General features: G+C 72.3%; 19 protein-coding genes and 2 pseudogenes. 16 read left to right on the top strand and 5 right to left on the bottom strand.

What is annotated here, in order from left to right; translation table 11 throughout:
• Nucleotides 1-79: 79 nt before the first annotated feature.
• The 6 genes and pseudogenes from AB0C59_RS21775 to AB0C59_RS21750 all read left to right on the top strand — a co-directional run bounded on the left by AB0C59_RS21775 (nt 80) and on the right by AB0C59_RS21750 (nt 4206).
• A complete protein-coding gene (locus AB0C59_RS21775) occupies nt 80-451 on the top strand; it encodes a sortase-dependent protein (RefSeq protein WP_363006973.1) in 372 nt (123 codons plus the stop codon).
• Nucleotides 448-1065, top strand: coding sequence for a class F sortase (locus AB0C59_RS21770; RefSeq protein ID WP_363006971.1), 618 nt, complete (start codon nt 448-450; stop codon nt 1063-1065). Before AB0C59_RS21775 ends, AB0C59_RS21770 begins: the two co-directional genes overlap by 4 nt.
• 66 nt (nt 1066-1131) lie before the next feature.
• Nucleotides 1132-1623, top strand: a complete 492-nt coding sequence (locus AB0C59_RS21765) for an RNA polymerase sigma factor (protein ID WP_363006969.1) — start codon at nt 1132-1134, stop codon at nt 1621-1623.
• Nucleotides 1607-2113, top strand: coding sequence for a hypothetical protein (locus tag AB0C59_RS21760; protein WP_363006967.1), 507 nt, complete (start codon nt 1607-1609; stop codon nt 2111-2113). Before AB0C59_RS21765 ends, AB0C59_RS21760 begins: the two co-directional genes overlap by 17 nt.
• Before the next feature lie 155 nt (nt 2114-2268).
• Nucleotides 2269-2826, top strand: a pseudogene (locus AB0C59_RS21755) (TerD family protein); the annotation flags it as partial.
• A gap of 675 nt (nt 2827-3501) precedes the next feature.
• Nucleotides 3502-4206 (top strand): lytic transglycosylase domain-containing protein, encoded by a 705-nt coding sequence (locus AB0C59_RS21750; protein ID WP_363006965.1) that lies wholly within the window; start codon nt 3502-3504, stop codon nt 4204-4206.
• 43 nt (nt 4207-4249) lie between these two features.
• Here the strand turns inward: AB0C59_RS21750 and AB0C59_RS21745 are convergent, their stop codons facing one another.
• A complete protein-coding gene (locus tag AB0C59_RS21745) occupies nt 4250-4909 on the bottom strand; it encodes a zinc ribbon domain-containing protein (RefSeq protein WP_363006963.1) in 660 nt (219 codons plus the stop codon).
• Between the two features lie 185 nt (nt 4910-5094).
• Here AB0C59_RS21745 and AB0C59_RS21740 point away from each other — a divergent pair, with 185 nt between their 5' ends.
• Nucleotides 5095-6114, top strand: coding sequence for an alcohol dehydrogenase (locus tag AB0C59_RS21740; protein WP_363006961.1), 1020 nt, complete (start codon nt 5095-5097; stop codon nt 6112-6114).
• Between the two features lie 13 nt (nt 6115-6127).
• Nucleotides 6128-8008: a Na+/H+ antiporter NhaA gene (gene nhaA / locus AB0C59_RS21735; RefSeq protein WP_363006959.1), complete on the top strand. Its 1881-nt coding sequence runs from the start codon at nt 6128-6130 to the stop codon at nt 8006-8008.
• Between the two features lie 443 nt (nt 8009-8451).
• Here nhaA and AB0C59_RS21730 read toward each other — a convergent pair whose 3' ends face one another.
• The gene (locus tag AB0C59_RS21730; protein WP_363006957.1) at nt 8452-9135 is read right to left on the bottom strand and encodes a glycerophosphodiester phosphodiesterase; all 684 of its coding nucleotides are present in this window, start codon (nt 9133-9135) and stop codon (nt 8452-8454) included.
• Nucleotides 9136-9188: 53 nt separating this feature from the next.
• Nucleotides 9189-10374, bottom strand: a pseudogene (locus AB0C59_RS21725) (adenosine deaminase).
• A gap of 31 nt (nt 10375-10405) precedes the next feature.
• Here AB0C59_RS21725 and AB0C59_RS21720 point away from each other — a divergent pair.
• The gene (locus tag AB0C59_RS21720) at nt 10406-11095 is read left to right on the top strand and encodes a DUF4190 domain-containing protein (RefSeq protein ID WP_363006955.1); all 690 of its coding nucleotides are present in this window, start codon (nt 10406-10408) and stop codon (nt 11093-11095) included.
• A 124-nt stretch (nt 11096-11219) separates the two neighbouring features.
• Nucleotides 11220-11684 (top strand): DUF4190 domain-containing protein, encoded by a 465-nt coding sequence (locus tag AB0C59_RS21715; protein ID WP_363006953.1) that lies wholly within the window; start codon nt 11220-11222, stop codon nt 11682-11684.
• A gap of 93 nt (nt 11685-11777) precedes the next feature.
• Here AB0C59_RS21715 and AB0C59_RS21710 read toward each other — a convergent pair whose 3' ends face one another.
• The gene (locus AB0C59_RS21710; protein ID WP_363006951.1) at nt 11778-12332 is read right to left on the bottom strand and encodes an NADAR family protein; all 555 of its coding nucleotides are present in this window, start codon (nt 12330-12332) and stop codon (nt 11778-11780) included.
• A 212-nt stretch (nt 12333-12544) separates the two neighbouring features.
• On the opposite strand from AB0C59_RS21710, the gene AB0C59_RS21705 reads away from it, so the two are divergent.
• The 6 genes from AB0C59_RS21705 to AB0C59_RS21680 all read left to right on the top strand — a co-directional run bounded on the left by AB0C59_RS21705 (nt 12545) and on the right by AB0C59_RS21680 (nt 19751).
• Nucleotides 12545-14098: a gamma-aminobutyraldehyde dehydrogenase gene (locus AB0C59_RS21705; protein ID WP_363006949.1), complete on the top strand. Its 1554-nt coding sequence runs from the start codon at nt 12545-12547 to the stop codon at nt 14096-14098.
• 67 nt (nt 14099-14165) lie between these two features.
• A complete protein-coding gene (locus AB0C59_RS21700; RefSeq protein WP_363006947.1) occupies nt 14166-15410 on the top strand; it encodes a spermidine/putrescine ABC transporter substrate-binding protein in 1245 nt (414 codons plus the stop codon).
• On the top strand, nt 15407-16567 hold the full coding sequence (locus tag AB0C59_RS21695) for an ABC transporter ATP-binding protein (RefSeq protein ID WP_363006945.1): 1161 nt from the start codon (nt 15407-15409) through the stop codon (nt 16565-16567). The genes AB0C59_RS21700 and AB0C59_RS21695 overlap by 4 nt, the downstream gene beginning before the upstream one ends.
• Nucleotides 16567-17496: an ABC transporter permease gene (locus tag AB0C59_RS21690; RefSeq protein ID WP_363006943.1), complete on the top strand. Its 930-nt coding sequence runs from the start codon at nt 16567-16569 to the stop codon at nt 17494-17496. Before AB0C59_RS21695 ends, AB0C59_RS21690 begins: the two co-directional genes overlap by 1 nt.
• Complete coding sequence (locus tag AB0C59_RS21685; RefSeq protein WP_363006941.1) at nt 17497-18297, top strand: ABC transporter permease; 801 nt, start codon at nt 17497-17499, stop codon at nt 18295-18297. It begins immediately after the preceding gene.
• Between the two features lie 35 nt (nt 18298-18332).
• On the top strand, nt 18333-19751 hold the full coding sequence (locus AB0C59_RS21680; protein ID WP_363006939.1) for an FAD-dependent oxidoreductase: 1419 nt from the start codon (nt 18333-18335) through the stop codon (nt 19749-19751).
• A 72-nt stretch (nt 19752-19823) separates the two neighbouring features.
• Here AB0C59_RS21680 and AB0C59_RS21675 read toward each other — a convergent pair whose 3' ends face one another.
• Nucleotides 19824-20579 (bottom strand): phosphatase PAP2 family protein, encoded by a 756-nt coding sequence (locus tag AB0C59_RS21675; protein WP_363006937.1) that lies wholly within the window; start codon nt 20577-20579, stop codon nt 19824-19826.
• Between the last annotated feature and the right edge of the window lie 270 nt (nt 20580-20849).

Genomic DNA, 20849 nt, shown 5'->3' with positions numbered 1-20849 from the left:
CCGGTTCGTCTCTCCGCTCGATTCCCGACCCAGCCCGCCCGTGCACCGGACGGGCGGACCGACGAGAGAGAGCGATCCGATGCGCCGAACCATCCTGAGTGCCCTGGCACTGTCGTGCACCGCGGTCCTCGCGGGCACCGTGCCCGCGTTCGCCCACGGGGTGTCCCCGTCCCCGGTTCCCAGCCGTGCCGCGTCCTCGGCCACCCCCTCCGCGGTGCCCAGCGCCGGGCCGTCCCGCGACCAGGCCTCGGCCCGCCCGGCACCGGTCGGCCCGGAGACCGGTGGGCAGGTGTCCGTGGTGCCCAAGGGCGCGCCCGACACCGGGGTGGCGGTGCCCTCGGCCTCCGGCGGCGAAGGAGGCCTGATCGGCGCGGGCGCCGCCGCGGCCTTGGTCGCGGCCGGAGCGGGAGCCTACGTCGTGCGCCGCCGCCGGACCACGACCGGCGCATGACACCGCTCTCCAGGCGCGTCCTCCTCCCGGCGGCGCTCGCCGTGCTGCTCGCGGGCTGCGGCGGCAGGCCGGGCGCCGAACCCGCGGCGCCCCAGGTCTCCGGGAGTGCGCCACCGTCCCTCTCGGCCCCCGCCGGGAGCACGCCGCACGCCCTGCGGCGTTCGGTTCCGGTGCGGTTGACGATTCCGGCCATCGGCGTCGACACCCCGCTCATGCGGCTGGGGCTGGCATCGGACGGCACCGTGCAGGTGCCTCCCGTCACGGCGCACGACCGGGCGGGGTGGTACGCGCACTCGCCGACCCCGGGGCAGACGGGCCCGTCGGTGATCCTCGGGCATGTCACCGTCGGCTCCTACGGCGACGGCGTCTTCCGCCACCTCGCGCGACTGCGCCGAGGCGACCGGATCCAGACGCGCCTGGAGAGCGGCACCACGGCGGTGTTCACCGTCAGCTCGGTGCGGACGGTCGCCAAGGCCGACTTCCCGGCCAAGGACGTCTACGGGGACGTGGGCCGGCCCGAGTTGCGGGTCATCACCTGCGGTGGCCCCCGCAGCGGTGACGGCTACCCCGACAACGTGATCGTCTTCGCCGTGCTGACATCCACCACCCCGTGAGCCCCAGCCCGCCGAGTTCCACAGAACGTCCAGTTCCGTAGAGTGTCCCCACGACCCTGGAGAGCGTTGAAACGGTCCCGTGACGAGGCGGCCTCCGAGCTGTTCGCCGCCCTCTACCCGCGCCTGGCCGGCTGGTGCCGCCGCCTGGTCGACGACGACGAGACGGCCCATGAGATCGCCTCGGAGGCGTTCACCCGGCTCTGGGCCCGCTGGACCCGGGTGGAGGAGCCCCGCGGCTTCCTCTACGTCACCGCCGCCAACCTGGTGCGGGACCACTGGCGGAAGCTGGAGCGGGAGCGCCGCGCCGTGCGCCAGGCCACGTCCGAGGCCGCCGTACGGCCCCCCACCGAGCAGGCGGACCCGTCGGTGCGACTGCTCGTGCAGTCGCTGCCCGACCGGCTGCGCATCCCGATCCTGCTGCACTATTACGCCGACATGCCGATCCGGGAGGTGTCCGCGCTGACCGGGCGCAAGGAAGGAACCGTCAAGTCCGACCTCCACGCGGCCCGGGAACTGCTCCGCCTGCACCTGAGGAGAAGCCTTGACCACGCGCGCTGACGACGGACCGGACTTCGACGCCGGCCCTGGCGGTGACGATCCCCTCGCGGTGATCCTGCGACCGCCGTCGGCCCACCTCGGGCCACCCCCCGGGCACTTCGAGGCCGTTCGCCGCGCGGCTGGCCGCCGACGGCTGCTGAGGGCCGCGGCCGGAGCGGGCGTGTCCTGCGCCGTCGCCGTCCTCGTCGCGCTGCCCTTCCACCTCGCCGGTCCGACGACGCCCGCGCCCCCCTCGGTTCCGCTGGCGCCACCACCCGTGAGCGGTCCCGCCACGCCCCTCGCCACCCCGGGGGATCCCACCCCCTCGCCCTCTTCGGCGACCCCGACCCGGTCGATGCCGTCCGGGCCCGTCAGCCCCCGGCCCACCGCAGGGTCCGGGAGCGCCGGTCCCCGTATGCCGGAGCCCTCCGACACCCGCACCCGCCGGCCGGGGCCGATCTCGTCGCGGCCCAGCGCCGAGGCGTCCACCTCCCCGCACCGGTCCGGGTGAACGGGCCCGGGGGAGGAGGGAGTCTCCCGGTGGTGCGCCGCCTCCTCGATCGGGTCGTCACCTACCGTGGGCGGTGCGCGAGCGGGGAACCGGAGAAGCGTCGATCGCGTTGATCAGGGTGGGTGCGATACGGCGGACAACGGCGGAGGAAGCTCATGGGTGTGGCGCTGGCCAAGGGCGGCAACGTGTCGCTGAGCAGGCAGGCCCCCGGTCTGACGGCGGTCACGGTGGGGCTGGGGTGGAAGGCGGGCCCCGGCCTCGAAGCGGACGCGGGGGCGCTGTTGTGCGGCCCGGCGGGGAAAGTCCCCTCGGACGACCACTTCGTGTTCCACAACAACCCGGCCGCCCCCGACGGTTCGGTGCGGCACGCCGCAGACGGCGGCCCCGAGGACCTGGACGACCAGCGGATCCACATCGACCTCACCCGGGTTCCCCACGACATCGAGAAGATCGTCTTTCCGGTCGCGGTGTACGACGCGGTGGCCCGGGGTCAGAGCTTCGGCCAGGTGCACGGGGCCCACATCCGGGTCGTCGACCGGGAGAGCGGCGCCGAACTCGCGCGCTACCAGCTGGGCGCCTCGGGCCCGACCGCCGAGACGGCCCTGGTGTTCGGGGAGTTGTACCGCCATGGGGCGGAATGGAAGTTCCGCGCGATCGGCCAGGGGTATGCCGCCGGGCTCGCGGGCATCGCCTCGGACTACGGGGTGCGCGTGCTCCGCGAGGACACGAGGGCCGTCCCCGCCCCCGATCGGCACATCGCCGCCCCGCCCTTCGCCGGCCAGGTGCCGCCGCCCGCGCCCGTTCCACCGCCCGTGCCTGTCCCGCCGCCCGCGCATGTTCCGCCGCCCGTGCCCGTGGCGCCGGCCATGGCGCAGCCGGTCGTCCCCCCGCCGTACCCGGCCGGCGGTCCCTCCGCGTTGTGCTTCTTCGACCCCGGTCACGGCCCGGCGGCCCTGACCGTGACGTGGTCGCCCCAGTGGGGGGTGCCCCGGCCCGTGCAGGCGTGCGGAGGCTGCGCACAACGGGTGCAGAGCACGCCCCCGCCGTGGTACACGCCGCCCCAGCAGGGGTACGCGCAGCCGCCGGTGCAGCAGGGATACGGCTACCCCCAGCAGGGATACGCGCCGTCACCGCCGTACCCGGACCCCTACGACCACCACCACCCTCACGAGCACGGACACCACGGCGAGCACGGACAGCACGGGGAGCACGGCGGACGCCGGTTCGGCGCGGGCGCCCTCATCGGCGCCGGTGCGGCCGGCCTGATCGGCGGCGCGCTGCTCAACGAGGCGTTCGACGACGACGCACCGGACGTGGAGGTGAACAACTTCTACGAGGACTGACCTGCGGCGGGTCCGACCAGGCAGCGGTGCGAAAGAGGGTGGCGTATGGCCGATGTCCGGACACGACGGCGACGGTGGCTGGCCGTGGCCGTGTTCGTCCTGGCCCTCTACGTCATCGTGCGCGCGGCGGGCACCCCTCAGTCCGACGCTCCGCCCCGCTCCGGAACCGCCCCGTCCCCGTCCCCCTCGCCGTCCGGGGCGACGAGCACGCCCGGCCGGGCGACGGACTCCGCGTCACCGGCCGCCTCGTCGTACGACCCCGCCGACTACGCCTCCTCGGTGCGTGCCGAGGCCGACCGCACCGGCGTCAGCGCCCAGCTGCTGATGGCGATCCTGTACAACGAGGACTACAAGCCGCACGACCCGGCCTTCGAACGGGCCTGGCAGAAGATCAAGGCGGACGCGGCCTTCGGCATCGCCAACATGCATCGCGCGACGTTCGACGGCACCAAGAAGGGCCGCGACTTCGCCCACCGCGGCTGGGCGGAACTGCCCGACGACCGTGCCCTCGCCATCGAGGCCGAGGCCTGGTACCTGCACGACCTCGCGGCCCAGCTGCCCTCCACCTGGCCGGCCTCGTACAGCAAGGACGAACTGCTGGCCCTCGGCTACAACGCCGGCGCGGGCAACATGCTCGCCTTCGCCCGCGGCGCCACCCCCGGCGGCCAGGCCCGTTCCTATCTGGACCGGCTGCACGCCAACTGGGCCAAGGCGGGCAGAGCGGCGGCCGGCGCCGGCGCGAAGCACTGAGCCGGGCCCGGCGGCCCCGCCGCCCTGCCGACCCGCCGGGAGATCAGCGCCGCGTTCCGCACGCCGGGCAGAAGGCCGCCCCGTCCGGCAGCTCCTGGTGGCAGGCCGAGCAGCCCGACGCCTGCCCGAGGCGGTGCCCGCAGCCGGGGCAGAACGTCGCGCCGCGCGTCTGGGTCCGGCAGTGCGGACACACCAGCTGACGCGGGGTCGTGGCGTCGTACCCCTGCCCGCGCTGCTGTCCCGCGTCGTACGCGTGCCGCGAGACCATGTCGTTCAGGCCCCTCTGCCGCGCCGCCTGGGCCTCGGCCGCGGTGTCCGGGGAACAGGCGAGGCACAGCCCCTGCCCGGGGTCCCAACAGCGGGCGCACACATACCCCGTGCAGCGGGCGCAGCGGTTGAAGTGCTCCCGGGCGGTGGCGATGGCCCGGGAGAACGCCGCGTCCCGCTGCGTGCCGTAGTGGGCCCCCGCCAGGCCGTCGGCCGCGTCGGACACGCCCCGGCCCGCCCCGCCCACCACCGACCAGGCCGCGTTCATCCCCTTCGACAGCCAGCCGGCCATCTGCCCGGCCCGGAACGGCTCGAAGGGTGAGCGCCAGGTGTCGGCGCAGCGAGAGCAGGAGAACTCGAACTGAAAGCCGGCTCCGGTGCCGTGCTGCTCGCACATGTCCCGGTAGTTGCCGCTGAAGTGGATCTCGGACTCCATGAAGCACGCCCTCCAAGGCATTCCCGTGCTGTCGTTCTGCCCTGGGGACGCCGTACTCACCCCCGGGGTTCCCGTGACGTGGCGCGGCGCGGCGTACCGGACCATTCCGTGCCAGAACGACATGATCCTTCCCTGTCGGCCGGCATTCGGCCGGTCCGCCGAGTCAGGGGATGGAGTCGAGGACCATGTCTGTCATGCGCGTCGCCCAGGTGGCGGAGCCGGGAGGACGGTTCGAGGTCGTGGAGCGGGAGATCCCGGAGCCGGGGCCGGGACATGTGCGCATCGCCGTGGAGGCCGCGGGCATCTGCCACACCGACGCCGTGATGGTGCGGACCCCGCTCCCCGGCACCCGGTTCCCGCTCGTGCCCGGACACGAGGTGGCCGGACGGATCGACGCGGTGGGCGAGGCGGTGGACGACTGGAGGGTCGGCGACCGGGTCGAGGTCGGCTGGTTCGGAGGCAACTGCGGCCACTGCGGCCCCTGCCGCCAAGGCGACTTCATGAGCTGCGTCAACCTGAAGGTACCCGGCCTGGCGTACGACGGCGGATACGCCACCCACATGGTGGCGCCCGTCCAGGCCCTGGCCCGCATCCCCGAGGGCCTGTCGGCCGCGGAGGCCGCTCCGCTCGGCTGCGCGGGGGTGACCTCGTTCATGGGGCTGCGCAGCAGCGTGGCGCGGGCCGGCGACCTGGTCGCGGTCCTCGGCGTGGGCGGCCTCGGACATCTGGGGGTGCAGTACGCCGCCAGGATGGGCTTCGAGACCGTGGCGATCGCCCGCGGCCGGGACAAGGAGAGCCTCGCCCGGGAGCTGGGGGCCCACCACTACATCGACAGTTCGGCCTCCGACCCCGCGCGGGAGCTGAAGGATCTGGGCGGAGCCGCGGCCGTCCTGGGAACCGCGGCGAACTCCGCCGCCATGGAGGCGACGATCGACGGGCTCGCCCCGCACGGGCAGCTCATCGTGATCGGCGTGACGGATCAGCCGATCGGCGTGACGCCGCTCCAACTCATCTCCGGCGCCCAGTCCGTGATCGGTCATCCCTCGGGCACGGCGAAGGAGGTCGAGAACACCATGCGCTTCAGCGCGCGCTTCGGCGTCCGCCCGATGATCGAGACGGTGCCGCTGGAGGAGGCCGGCGACGCGTTCGCTCGCATGCTCTCCGGTGCGGCGCGCTTTCGCATGGTGCTGACCACCGGCTCCTGAGGACGCCCGTCGCATGTCCTTCGACGCCACCGACTACACCGGGCGGACCGCGTGCGGCCGCCACGCGCACTCCCCGCTGCGCGACTTCCTGCGGACCGAGACCGGGAGCGCCGCCGTCCTGGTGACGGCGACGCTCGCCGCCCTGGTGTGGGCGAACGCGGCACCCGCGGCGTACGAGTCGTTCTGGCACACGTCGTTGTCGGTCCGCCTCGGCTCCCGCGGGGTGTCGCTCCCGCTGCGCACCTGGGTGAACAGCGGGCTGATGACCGTCTTCTTCTTCGTCGTCGGCCTGGAGGCGCGGCGCGAGTTCGACATGGGTGAGCTGCGCGACCGCTCGCGTCTGACCCTGCCGCTCGTGGCGGGCCTCAGCGGCATGCTGGCGCCGGTCGCGATCTACCTCGCCTTCAACGCGGGCCAGGGCACGACCCGGGGCTGGGGCGCGGCGATGTCCACCGACACCGCCTTCGCGCTCGGCATGCTCGCGGTCGTGGGCCGCCGCATGCCGCCGGGACTGCGGGTCTTCATCCTGACGATCACCGTGGTGGACGACTTCCTCGCGCTCGGCGTCATCGCCGTCGCCTACACCGACCGCCTCGCGGTGCCCGCCCTGCTCGTGGCCGTCGGCGTCTTCGCGGCCGTCCTGCTGATGCGACGGCTCAGGCTCCGCAAGGGCTTCCTGTACGCGATCGCGGCCGCCGTCGCCTGGTTCGCGCTGCTCGCGTCGGGGGTGGACCCGGTGGTCATCGGCCTCGCCATGGGGCTGCTGACCTACGCCCATCCGGCGGCGCGCACCGATCTGGAGCGGGCGACCGGGCTGTTCCGGCTCTTCCGCGAGCAGCCCACCCCCGAACTGGAGCGCGACGTGCGCGTCGGGCTCGCCTCGGCGATCTCACCGAACGCCCGGTTGCAGCGCCTGTTCCACCCCTGGGCCGGCTACGTCGTCGTGCCGCTCTTCGCCCTGGCCAACGCGGGCATCCCGGTCCACGGCGACCAGCTCGGCAGGGCCTTCGGCTCGCCCGTCACCCTCGGCATCCTGCTGGGCTATGTCGTCGGCAAGCCGCTCGGCATCGTCGGGGCCACGGTGTCGGCCGCGGTCGTGGGCCGCGGGCGCATCAGGGTCCCGGTCGGCTGGGGTGCCGTTCTCGCGGGCGGGACCCTGGCCGGGGTCGGCTTCACGGTCTCCCTGCTCATCGCCACGCTGGCGTTCACCGGGACCCGGCTCCAGGACGCGAAGATCGGCATCCTGAGCGCGGTGGTCGCCTCGTTCGCGACCAGCCGGCTGGTCACCGGCGCCCTCCGGTTGCTGCCGGGGCCGACGCGCCTGCGGGCGCTGTACGGCAGCGCCGAGACGATCACCGACCTCGCGGTGCCGGTGGACCTCCACCGCGACCATGTGCGCGGGCCGCGCGACGCGCCGGTGACGATCGTGGAGTACGGCGACTACGAGTGCCCGTTCTGCGGGCAGGCGGAACAGGCCGTGCGGGAACTGCTCGGTGACTTCGGCGACGTGCGGTACGTGTGGCGGCACTTTCCGCTCGGCGACGTCCATGTCCACGCGCAGCTCGCGGCGGAGGCCGCGGGGGCGGCGGCGCTGCAGGGGCGCTTCTGGGAGATGCACGACCTGTTGCTCGCCCACCAGGGCGCCCTGGAGCTGGAGGACCTGCGGCGGTACGCCGGTCGGACCGGGCTGGACACGGGGCGGTTCGAACGGGACATGCGGGCGGGGGCCGGGGCGCCGCGGGTCGCGGAGGACGTGGAGTCGGCGGACCTGAGCGGGGTGGCGGGGACGCCGACGTTCTTCGTCAACGGACGCCGGCACGAGGGGGCGTACGACGTGGCGGGCCTGTCGGAGGCGGTACGGGTCGCCAGAGCGCGAGCGACCGTGACAACCTGAATACACCCCCTGCCCCGCCACTTCCAGGCACCCGCCCGCCCACGGCCCCCACCGCCCCGCAGCCGACAACGAGCCGGGAGGTTCCTCAGGGGCGCGAGGAACTGCGCGAGAACTCCCCACCGGCCCGCGGCCGACGACGAGCCGGGTTTTTTGGGGGCGCGAGGAACTGCGCGAGTACCCCCCACCGACCCGCAGCCGACGACGAGCCGAGGTTCGTGAGGGGCGCGAGGAACTGCGCGAGTACCCCCCACGGGCCTGCGGCCGACGACGAGCCGGCATTCCTCAGGGGCGCGGGGAACGGCGCGAATACCCCCACCGGCCCGCAGCCGGCGACGAACCGGGGGATTCCTGAGGGGCGCGGGGAACTGCGCGAACGCTCCCACCGGCCCGCAGCCGGCGACGAGGCACGCTCAAGGGGCCCGCACGCCCGGCAGGGCGACGGCTCAGGCCTCGCACACCGTGCGCAACGCGTCGATCCGGTTGGTCGTGATCGAGTCCACACCCAGCGCCACAAGCCGCCGCATCGCACGCCGCGTATCGGGCGTCCACGCCGACAGCAGATGCCCGGACCCCCGCACACGCGACACCAGCGCCTCGTCGATCAGGCCGAAGCGGTAGTTGAGCCACCGGGGCCGCACCGCGTCGAGCACCGCCGGCCGCGGCGGGGCCAGGGTCGTCCAGGTCAGGGCGATCTCCGCCGACGGGTCGGCCGCGCGGACCGCCAGCATGGCCTGCGCCCCCGCGCAGTAGTACACCCGCTCGCGGGCGTCGCACTGCCGGACGACGTCCACGATCCGCCGCACGGCCCCGGCCGTGGGCGACCCCGGCAGGTCGACCATGACCCGGCTGCCGGCGGTGGCCTCGAGCGCCTCGGCGAGGGCCGGCACGCCGCCCCCCGTCAGCCCCCGCACCTCGTCCGAGGAGAGCGCCGCGAGCGGCCGGTCCTGCTGCCAGAGCCGTTTCAGCGTCGCGTCGTGCAGGAGGACGGGGACACCGTCACGGGTCAGCCGTACGTCGATCTCGACCGCGTCCGCGCCCTGTCGGAGCGCGGAATGCAGCGAGGCGAGCGTGTTCTCTCGGTGGTGGTAGGGGTCGCCGCGGTGGGCGACGGCGGTCACGGTGCGCATGAGGCCATTGTGGCGGCGGTCCGGCGCGCACCGGACCGCCGGGGTGAGTGGCGTCAGTGCTTCGGCCACGCCGCGGTGTAGGCGTCGATCTCGGCCGAGAGCCGGGCCTTGCCGGCGGTGTCGAGGAAGGACGCCTCGACCGCGTTCTTGGCGAGCGCGGCGAGCCCCCGCTCGTCGAGGTCCAGCAGCCGCGCGGCCACCGCGTACTCGGTGTTGAGGTCGGTGCCGAACATCGGCGGGTCGTCCGAGTTGACGGTGACCAGCACTCCGGCCCGCACCATCTCCCTGATCGGGTGCTCGTCGAGGGTGCGCACCGCGCGGGTGGCGATGTTGGAGGTCGGGCAGACCTCCAGCGGGATGCGGTGCTCGGCGAGGTGCGCGAGCAGCGCCGGATCCTGGGTGGCGCTCGTGCCGTGGCCGATGCGCTCGGCGCGCAGTTCGTTGAGCGCGTCCCAGATCGACTGCGGGCCGGTGGTCTCGCCGGAGTGCGGCACGGAGTGCAGGCCCGCGGCGATGGCGCGGTCGAAGTAGGGCTTGAACTGGGGCCGGGGCACACCGATCTCCGGTCCGCCGAGGCCGAAGGAAACCAGGCCCTCGGGGCGGATGCCGTCGGTGACGGCGAGACGGGTCGTCTCCTCGGCCGACTCGAGACCCGCCTCGCCCGGGATGTCGAAGCACCAGCGCAGGATCACGCCCAGCTCGGCCTCGGCGGCCTTGCGGGCGTCCTCGATGGCGGCCATGAAGGCCCGCTCGTCGATGCCGCGCCGGGTCGAGGAGTACGGAGTGATGGTCAGCTCCGCGTAGCGCACGTTCTGCCGGACCAGGTCGCGGGCGATCTCGAAGGTCAGCAGCCGGACGTCCTCCGGGGTGCGGATCAGGTCCACGACGGAGAGGTAGACCTCGATGAAGTGGGCGAAGTCCGTGAACGTGAAGTAGTCGGCCAGCGCCTCCGGGTCCGTGGGCACCTTGGAGTCGGGGTGGCGGGCGGCCAGTTCCGAGACGATGCGGGGGGAGGCGGAGCCGACGTGGTGCACGTGCAGTTCGGCTTTGGGCAGTCCGGCGATGAAGGCCTGCGGGTCGCTCAAGGGGTTCCTCCCAGGGAACGGCGCCGTCTCGGGCGGCGCGGGTGATCGGCTGATCGGTGATGCGGTGACCATCGTAGGCGGCGTGTTCCGGCCGTGGCCGGGTGACCGGTGGCGGGCGGCGCCGATCACGTGTGCGAACCTGGGGCCGTAGCATGGCGTGAGCATTCGAACGAGGGGGCCGGGGTATGGCGGACGAGACGAGGCCTGACGCGGGCGACGCACCCAACCCGTGGGCGCCGCCGGACAGCAGGCCCTCACTGAGCAAGTCGACGGACGCGGCACCGGCCGTGCACGACATGCCGACGATGGCCGCGATGCCGGGTGCCGACGGTGTCGCCCCGCCGCAGGCGCCGATGTCCCCGCAGGCGTCGACGCCCCCGCAGGGCTACGCTCCGCCCGGCTTCGGACCGGCCGGGGGCACCCCGGCCGCGCACCCGGCGGACGGCATGCTGCCGCCGCCTCCCCTCGCGCCCACGGGCCCCGGTGCGGGCGGCTACGGCTATCCCGCCTACCCGGCCCAGGGCTGGCCCGGCGCGCCGGGCGCGCAGAACGGCCTGGGCACCGCCGCGATGGTGCTGGGCATCATCTCGTGCGCCCTGTTCTGCGCGTACGGCGTCCTCTCCGTCGTCCTCGGCATCCTCGCGATCGTCTTCGGTGTCAAGGCGCGCAAGCGCGTCGAGCGGGGAGAGGCGACCAACCCGGGCCAGGCGCAGGCGGGGTTGATCATGGGGATCATCGGGACCATCCTCGGCATCCTGGTCATGATCCTTCTCGTCATCGGGGTCGCGACCGCCATCACCCACTCCGACGACTCCGTCGACCACGACTCCTACGGCGCGGCACGGATGACCCAGTCGGTGGTCCAGGCCCGCTGACGGCCCCCTCGCGCGGGCCGCCGTGGCCGCCACCGGGACGTCGACCGGCCTTCTTCCTTCGGTATCCCCGAGTGCCACCCGGACCATTACGATGTTCCGACTGTCAACGAGGGGAGATCACTTCATGTCCGACCCGAATGCTGTGCCAGGCGGCTACGGCCATCCTTCTTCCGTTCCTCCGATGCCGCAGCAGGCACCGGGATACGGATATCCGCAGTCGGGCCAGGGCTACCCTCCGGCGCCGCAGGCCGGATACCCCATGGCGCCGCAGGGCGGCTACTACAACGCCCCCGGTTACGGGATGCAGCAGCAGCCGAGCAACGGCCTGGGAACCGCCGGTATGGTCTGCGGGATCATAGGCGTGGTGCTCAGCCTGACGTTCATCCTGTGGTGGGCCGGAATGATCCTCGGCATCCTCGCGATCATCTTCGGCGCGATCGGCCGAGGAAGGGCGAAGCGCGGTGAGGCCACCAACAAGGGGGCGGCCACGTCGGGACTCGTCCTCGGCATCGTCGCCACGGTGATCCTTCCGCTGCTGGGGCTGCTGCTCTTCGCCAGCTTCATGAGCGCCGTCTCCGGCGCGAGCTGATCCGAAGCCGCGCGGGACGCCACCACGGGCGTCCCGCCAGGACCGCCCCCTCGGGGGCGCGGCCCGCGCTCGCCACCACCCGGCCCGCGCCGCTCACCCCCTCAGCCGCTCACGCGCTTCCATCAGCGCGAAGCCGAGCAGATTCGCACCGCGCCAGCGCAGCGGATCGTCCGCTCTCTCGTCCGCCGCGGCGAGGCCTATGCCCCAGATCCGGTCCATCGGACTGGCCTCGACCAGCACCCGGTCCCCGGTGCCGAGCAGGAAATCCCGCAGATCGGTGTGCGCGGCGAACTTGTGGACGCTGCCCTCGACCACGATCGCGAACCGCTCGCGCTGCCACACCAGCTCGTCGAAACCGCGCACCAGCCGCCCCGCCTTCTTGGCCAGCGCCGGGTTCGCCGCGGCCACGGCCCCGCGCTCCGCCTCCGCGTCGCCGAAGAGCCGGGCCTTGGACGCCATCATCCAGTGCTCCGCCGTCGCGTACTCCACTCCTTCCACGGTGAACGGCGACGGCCACCACTGGCTCAGGCAGCCCGTCCCCACCTGCCCGTCCCGTCGCGGGCGGTGCCCCCAGAAGTGCAGGTACCTCACCCTGGCCCCCGCCCGGACCTCCTGGACCAGCGCTTCCCGTGTGTCGATCTTCCCCATGCACGCGAGTGTGGCACGCGCCACTGACACTCCGTCCTCGCTTTGCGGCGCTGAGTCGACACCTGGTCGACAGATTCCGTCGCGTAACCAAAAGGCAACAACGGAATCACTTGTTGGAGGCCAGTAGCTCTGTCAGGATCGGCACTCAAATCGAGCCGGAGCTACGCGCCAGCCCCCGCCGCGGAAGCGGACTGGCGGCCAAGGAGAGCGACATGCACAACCCGGGCAACGCCGGCGACGCCGATCTCCGCACGCGGACGCGGGACGACGTGCGGGAGTTCCTCGCGGACGGCGCGCAGTACATCGCGGGCAGGACGGTCAAGGGCACGTCGGGCCGTACCCACGCGGTGGTGGACCCGTCGACGGGAGCCGAGGTGTGCTCCTACGACCTCGCGGGCGCCGAGGACGTGGACCGCGCCGTAGCCGCCGCCCGCGCGGCCTTCCCCGCCTGGTCCGCCGCCACCCCCGGTGAGCGCTCCGACGCCATGCACCGCTTCGCCGCCGTCCTGGCCGAGCGGGCCGAGGAGTTCGCCCGCTTCGAGTCGCTCCAGTGCGGCAAGCCCCTCAAGCTGAGCCGCGAGTTCGACGTCCCCGGCACGGTCGACAACACGGCGTTCTTCGCCGGCGCCGCCCGGCACCTCCAGGGGCAGTCCGCCGGCGAGTACTCCGGCGACCACACCTCGTACGTCCGGCGGGAGCCCATCGGCGTCGTGGGCTCCATCGCGCCCTGGAACTACCCCCTCCAGATGGCCGCCTGGAAGGTCCTCCCCGCCATCGCCGCGGGCGACACGATCGTCCTCAAGCCGGCCGAGCTCACCCCGCTGACCTCGCTGCTGTTCGCCCGGGCGGCCTCCGAGGCCGGACTCCCCGACGGCGTCGTCAACGTCGTCACCGGCACCGGCAAGGAGGCGGGCGAACACCTCGTCGGCCACCCCGACGTGGCCATGACCTCCTTCACGGGGTCCACGGCCGTCGGCAAGCGCGTCGCCGAGATCGCCACCGCCACCGTGAAGCGGCTGCACCTCGAACTCGGCGGCAAGGCGCCCTTCCTCGTCTTTGACGACGCCGACCTGGACGCCGCCGTCCACGGCGCGGTCGCGGGCGCGCTCATCAACACCGGCCAGGACTGCACCGCCGCCACGCGCGCCTACGTGCAGCGCCCCCTGTACGAGGAGTTCGTCCGCAGGACCGCCGCCCTCATGGAGACCGTCCGGCTCGGCGACCCCTTCGCGCCCGGCACCGACCTCGGCCCGCTGATCTCGCACGCCCAGCGCGACCGGGTCGCCGCCTTCGTGGACCGGGCACGGGCCTACGCGCGCGTGGTAACCGGCGGCGAGGCGCCCGGCGGGGAGCTCGCGAGCGGTGCGTACTACCGGCCCACCCTCGTCGCCGACGCACCCCAGGACAGTGAGATCGTCCAGTCGGAGATCTTCGGACCGGTGCTCGTCGTCCTGCCCTTCGACGGCGACGACGAGGGCATCCGCCTCGCCAACGACACCCCCTACGGGCTCGCCGCCTCCGCCTGGAGCCGCGACGTGTACCGGGCGAACCGCGCGACCCGCGAGATCAAGGCGGGCTGCGTGTGGGTCAACGACCACATCCCGATCATCAGCGAGATGCCGCACGGCGGTCACAAGGCGTCCGGCTTCGGCAAGGACATGTCCGCCTACTCGTTCGAGGAGTACACGCAGATCAAGCACGTCATGTTCGACAACACCGCGGTGGCCGCCAAGGACTGGCACCGCACGATCTTCGGGGACCGCTAGCAGACAGGCCGTCCGACCGCGGCCACCTCACCGCCCGGACATCACCACCCGAAAGGGCACCACGCGCATGGACCAGTTCGAGCCCGACCGCCTGACCCCGGCCCAAGCGGCCGCCGTGCGGCGCGGTTTCCGCGGCAGGGCCGCCCTCACCCGACGCTCCCTGCTGCGCGCCTCGGCGGGCGGCGCGCTCGCCGTGGGCGGCCTCGGCGCGCTCAGCGGCTGCGGGATCCCCGCGGCCGGCAAGGCCCAGGGCGGCACCTCGGCCCAGGACCACTCGGCCACGGAGAAGGTCGTCGACTTCTCCAACTGGACCGAGTACATCGACGTCGACGACAGCGGCAAGCGGCACCCGACGCTCGACACCTTCGCCCGGCGCACCGGCATCAAGGTCAAGTACACCGAGGACATCAACGACAACAACGAGTTCTTCGGCAAGATCCAGCCGCAGCTCGCCACGGGCCAGGACACCGGCCGCGACATCATCGTCCTCACCGACTGGCTGGCCGCCCGGCTGATCCGCCTGGGCTGGGTGCAGAAGCTGGACCAGTCCAACCTCCCGCACGCCTTCGCCAACCTGTCCGACCAGTTCCGCGCCCCCGACTGGGACCCGGGGCGCGCCTACTCCTACCCCTGGCAGGGCATCTCCACCGTCATCGCCTACAACAAGAAGGCACTGGACGGCATCGAGGTCAGGTCGGTCTCGGACCTGCTGGACAACCCCAAGCTGAGGGGGCGCGTCGGCTTCCTGTCCGAGATGCGCGACAGCGTCGGCATGACGCTGCTCGACATGGGCAAGGACCCGGCGAAGTTCAGCGACGACGACTTCGACGCGGCCATGGCCCGGCTCCAGAAGGCCGTCGACAACGGGCAGATACGCCGCTTCACCGGCAACGACTACACCTCGGACCTCACCAAGGGCGACTTCGCGGCCTGCGTCGCCTGGGCGGGCGACATCGTCCAGCTCCAGGCGGACAGCCCGGACGTCGGATACGTCATCCCGGACAGCGGCTACATGACGTCGAGCGACAACATGCTGATCCCCAACAGGGCGCGCCACAAGACGAACGCCGAGCGGCTCATGGACTTCTACTACGAGCCCGAGAACGCCGCCGCGCTCGCCGCGTACATCAACTACGTGACCCCCGTCGACGGAGTGAAACCCCACCTCGCGAAGATCGACAAGGGTGCGGCGGACAACCCGCTGATCATCCCGGACAAGACCATGGCCGCGAAGTCGCACGCCTTCCGCTCGCTGACGCAGAAGGAAGAGACGGCCTACGAAGAGAAGTTCGCGAAGCTGACAGGGGCGTGACCACCATGACGAACGACAACGGCGGAGATGTCCGCCTCACCGGGATCGGCAAGACCTACGGCTCCTTCACCGCCGTCCACCCGATCGACCTGACCGTGCCCCAGGGTTCCTTCTTCGCCCTGCTCGGCGCCTCCGGCTGCGGAAAGACCACCACCCTGCGCATGATCGCCGGCCTGGAGGAGCCCACGTCGGGGACCGTCCACCTCGGCGACCAGGACGTCACCGGCCTGCCGCCGTACAAGCGGCCGGTGAACACGGTGTTCCAGTCCTACGCGCTCTTCCCGCACCTGGACATCTTCGAGAACGTCGCCTTCGGGCTGCGCCGCCGCGGCATCAAGTCGGTGAAGAAGCAGGTCGAGGACATGCTGGACCTGGTGCAGCTCGGAGAGCAGGCGCGCAAGAGGCCGCACCAGCTCTCCGGCGGCCAGCAGCAGCGCGTGGCCGTGGCCCGCGCCCTGATCAACCACCCCAAGGTGCTGCTGCTCGACGAGCCGCTGGGCGCCCTCGACCTCAAGCTCCGCCGCCAGATGCAGCTGGAGCTCAAGCGCATCCAGACCGAGGTCGGCATCACCTTCATCCATGTCACGCACGACCAGGAAGAGGCCATGACCATGGCCGACACCATCGCCGTGATGAACGGCGGCCGGGTCGAGCAGCTGGGCTCGCCCGACGATCTGTACGAGAACCCGCAGACCACGTTCGTCGCCAACTTCCTCGGCAGCTCCAACCTGATCGAGGCCGAGGTCGACGCGAGGAGCGGCGAGGAGATCGTCCTCAGGGCGGGCGGCGGCAAGCTCGCCCTCACCCGGGCACGGTGCTCCGCCGCGGCGCGGCCCGGCGGCACGGTGCTGGTCGGCGTCCGCCCGGAGAAGATATCCCTCGTCCACGCCGACGACGCCGGCAGCGTCCCCGACGGCCGCAACCGCATCACCGGCAAGATCGCCGAATCGAGCTTCATCGGCGTCTCCACGCAGTACGTGATCGACTCCCCGGTCTGTCCCGGGTTCGAGGTCTACGCCCAGAACATCGACCGCGACCCCCGCCTGGTTCCCGGCGCCGACGTGGTCCTGCACTGGAACCCGGCGCACACCTTCGGTCTCGACGCGGCACAGGACATCGACGCCGGTGTCGAGACGGCCGAGGAGGAAGCAGCCTGATGGCCGCCGTCACCGAAGCGCCGTCCCCGCCGGCGCCCACCGTCCCCACCACGAAGCCGCCGCGCAGGCGGCGCCGGCTCACCCCGTACTGGCTGCTGCTGCCCGGCATCCTCTGGCTGGTCGTCTTCTTCGCGCTGCCGCTGGTCTACCAGGCCTCGACCTCCGTGCAGACGGGCTCCCTGGAGCAGGGCTACCAGGTCACCTGGCACTTCGCGACCTACTGGGACGCGCTCGCCCAGTACTGGCCGCAGTTCGTGCGCTCCGTGCTCTACGCGGCGGCGGCCACGGGGCTGTGCCTGGTCCTCGGCTACCCGCTCGCCTACCTCATCGCCTTCCGCGCCGGCCGCTGGCGCAACCTGGTCATGATCCTGGTGATCGCGCCGTTCTTCACCAGCTTCCTGATCCGCACGCTCGCCTGGAAGACGATCCTCGCCGACAACGGCCCCGTCGTCGGCGCCCTCGGCGCGATGCACGTGCTGGACGTCACCAACTGGCTCGGCTGGACCCAGGGGGACCGCGTCCTCGCCACCCCGCTCGCGGTGATCTGCGGTCTGACCTACAACTTCCTGCCGTTCATGATCCTTCCGCTGTACACCTCGCTGGAGCGCATCGACGGGCGCCTGCACGAGGCGGCCGGCGACCTGTACGCCGCGCCCCTGACGACCTTCCGCAAGGTCACCTTCCCGCTGTCGATGCCCGGCGTGGTCTCCGGCACCCTGCTGACCTTCATCCCGGCGGCCGGCGACTACGTCAACGCCGACCTGCTCGGCTCCACCGACACCCGGATGGTCGGCAACGTCATCCAGACCCAGTTCCTGCGGATCCTCGACTACCCGACGGCCGCGGCGCTCTCGTTCATCCTGATGGCCGCGATCCTCCTCATGGTCACGATCTACATCCGCAGGTCCGGAACGGAGGATCTGGTCTAAATGGCCGTCGTCACCTGGTTCAAGCGCAATCTCGTCGTTCTCGCGGGACTTCTGACCCTCGGATACCTGCTGCTGCCCAACATCGTCGTGACGGTGTTCTCCTTCAACAAGCCGAAGGGGCGCTTCAACTACGCGTGGCAGCAGTTCTCCCTGGACGCCTGGAAGAACCCCTGCGGCGTCGCCGACATGTGCGGCTCACTGTCGCTCAGCCTTCAGATCGCCGTCTGGGCGACGGTCGGCGCCACCCTCCTCGGCACGATGATCTCGTTCGCGCTGGTCCGCCACCGCTTCCGCGCGCGCGGCTCCATCAACTCGCTGATCTTCCTGCCGATGGCGATGCCCGAGGTCGTCATGGCGGCCTCGCTGCTCACCCTGTTCCTCAACCTGGGCGCTCCGCTCGGCTTCTGGACGATCCTGATCGCCCACATCACGTTCTGCGTCAGCTTCGTCGTGACGGCCGTCAAGGCGCGCGTCATGTCGATGGACCCGCGACTGGAGCAGGCCGCACAGGACCTCTACGCGGGACCGGTGCAGACGTTCCTCAGGGTCACGCTGCCGATCGCGGCACCCGGGATCGCCGCGGGCGCGCTGCTCGCCTTCGCGCTCTCCTTCGACGACTTCATCATCACGAACTTCAACGCGGGCTCGACCGTCACGTTCCCCATGTTCGTCTGGGGTTCGGCACAGCGCGGCACGCCCGTGCAGATCAACGTCATCGGTACGACGATGTTCATCGTCGCCGTGCTCCTCGTCCTGGCCTCCATGGTCATCGGCAATCGCCGCAACCGCTCCAAGGCCTGACGCGTTCCGTGACACATCCGTAGGGAGTTGGAATCATGGCCCCGAGCGCCATGACCCGTTGGACCACGTCTCTTTCCGAAGCCCAGCCGGTCCCGTACTGGCTGGACGACCCCGCAAGGCCCCGCCCCGAGCCCGCCCTCACCGGCCCCGAGACCTGCGATCTGCTGGTCGTCGGCGGCGGCTACAGCGGCCTGTGGACCGCGCTCGTCGCCAAGGAGCGCGACCCCGGACGGGACGTGGTGCTCCTGGAGGGCCACGAGGTGGGCTGGGCCGCCTCGGGCCGCAACGGCGGCTTCTGCGCCGCCTCCCTCACCCACGGCCTCGCCAACGGGCTGGCCCGCTGGCCCGACGAGATCCACCGACTGGAGGAACTCGGCGCCCGCAACCTCGACGAGATCGAGACGGCCGTCACCCGCCACTCCCTGGACTGCGAGTTCGAGCGCACCGGCGAGATCGACGTGGCGACGGAGGAGTACCAGGCGCGGGAACTGCGCGCGTGGTACGAGGAGACCGAGGGACTCGGCCTCGCCGAGGGCTACGAGTACCTGGACGCGGCGGCGGTCCGCGCCCAGATCGACTCCCCCACCTTCCTGGGCGGCCTGTACGACCGCCGGGGCGTGGCCATGGTCAACCCCGCCAAGCTCGTCTGGGGACTCAAGCGCGCCTGCCTCCGGCTGGGGGTCCGGATCTACGAGCACACCCCCGCGCTCAGCCTGCGGACGTACGGCGCCGGCATGGCCGTACGCACCCCGTACGGCCGGGTGCGGGCGCGCCATGTGGCGCTCGGCACGAACATCTTCCCGAACCTGGTGCGGCGCCTGCGCGCGTACACCGTCCCCGTCTACGACTACGCGCTGATGACCGAGCCGCTCAGCGACGCCCAGCTCGCCTCGATCGGCTGGAGGAACCGCCAGGGCCTGGGCGACTCGGCGAACCAGTTCCACTACTTCAGGCTCTCGGCCGACAACCGCGTCCTGTGGGGCGGCTACGACGCGATCTACCCCTACGGCGGCCGGGTGCGCGCCGAGTACGACGACCGTCCCGAGACCTACGCCAAGCTGGCCGGGCACTTCTTCACCTGCTTCCCGCAGCTGGAGGGCGTCCGCTTCACCCACGCCTGGGGCGGCGCGATCGACACCTGCTCCCGCTTCTCCGCGTTCTTCGGGACGGCCCACCAGGGCAGGGTGGCGTACGCCGCCGGCTACACGGGCCTCGGTGTCGGCGCGACCCGCTTCGGCGCCGAGGTGATGCTGGACCTGCTGGCGGGGGAGCGTACGGAGCGCACCGAGCTGGAGATGGTCCGCAGGAAGCCGCTGCCGTTCCCGCCGGAGCCCTTCGCCTGGACGGGCATCGCCCTCACCAAGTGGTCGCTGGCCCGCGCCGACGCGCACGGCGGCCGGCGCAACCTGTGGCTGAGGACGATGGACCGGCTGGGCCTGGGCTTCGACAGCTGACGCGGCACGACCGGTCGTCGGGGCGCGGTCGGGCCGCGCGGTCCGGCCGCGGCACCGGCCCGGCGTGAGGGGTCACCCCGTGCCGGTGCCGGTGCCGGTGCCCGTGGCCGGCTCGGTGGCGGGGGCCGAGGGGTGCCGCTCATCGGCACGGCGGCTGAGCAGGCTCCACAGCGCGTACAGCGCCGGTGCGCACAGGCACCAGCTCGCCAGGGTGTCCAGGGGCCAGTGGTAGCCGCTGCGGATCAGGCCGTAGACGACGCCCAGGATCACCGCGACGCAGACGTCCAGCAGTCTGCGGCGGGCCTGGGGGGTGGCCAGCCACGGCCACAGCACCAGTCCCGCCAGGCCGTAGGCGAGCGTGGCGGTGGCCGTGTGGCCCGAGGGGTAGAAGCCGGTGACGGTCCCCGAGCCGGGCGGCCCGGGCCGGGCGATCAGCGCCTTGAGCACGACCACCAGCACCGGAACGGCCGCCATCAGCCCCGCCGCGGCCACCGACGCCAGCCACCACCGGTCCGCACCCGCCTCCCGGGCGCGCCAGGCGACGGCGATCAGGACGACGGCCAGGACGGGAACGGCGACCTCCACGTTTCCGAGGTCGGCCAGCAGCATGGAGATCCGGCCCGGGTGGACCAGGGCGGAACTCAGCCACTCGTCCGCCCGTTCGAGCGGACCACGGGTGACGACCTGCCAGGTGATCAGGAGGAAGAGGAGCACCACGGGGGGCAGGACGCGAGAGGGCCGCGGCGGCCGGGGCAGCGGTGCGGGCCCCGCGCCGGACGGTGCCTGGAGCGCGGGGGCTGTGTCGCTGGGGTCTGAGGAGGTCGGCACGCGAACAGCTTCGCAGGACCTGGGGGAGCAGACGCGGAAGGCAGGTCGGCCACCCCGGAAGGGGGGGATCCGGGGCAGCCGTCCGAATCGGTGTGCCGCCCGCCCCGGGGGGTGTGGGGCGTGCGGCCGTCCGATCGGTGAGGAGATCCGGAACCGGATGCTCCGGGTGTGTGCGCGAGGGCACGACCGGGTCGAAGCCGATGACGACCTGGCCCGGTGTCGCCCGCAGTCCCCTGCGAGCGGGGTGTTTCTCTCAACTGGTTAGAACCT

The sequence above is a fragment of the Streptomyces sp. NPDC048664 genome, assembly GCF_040650555.1.
In the GTDB taxonomy this organism is placed as follows: Bacteria; Actinomycetota; Actinomycetes; order Streptomycetales; family Streptomycetaceae; genus Streptomyces.
This window is presented reverse-complemented; position numbering and strand designations above follow the sequence as displayed.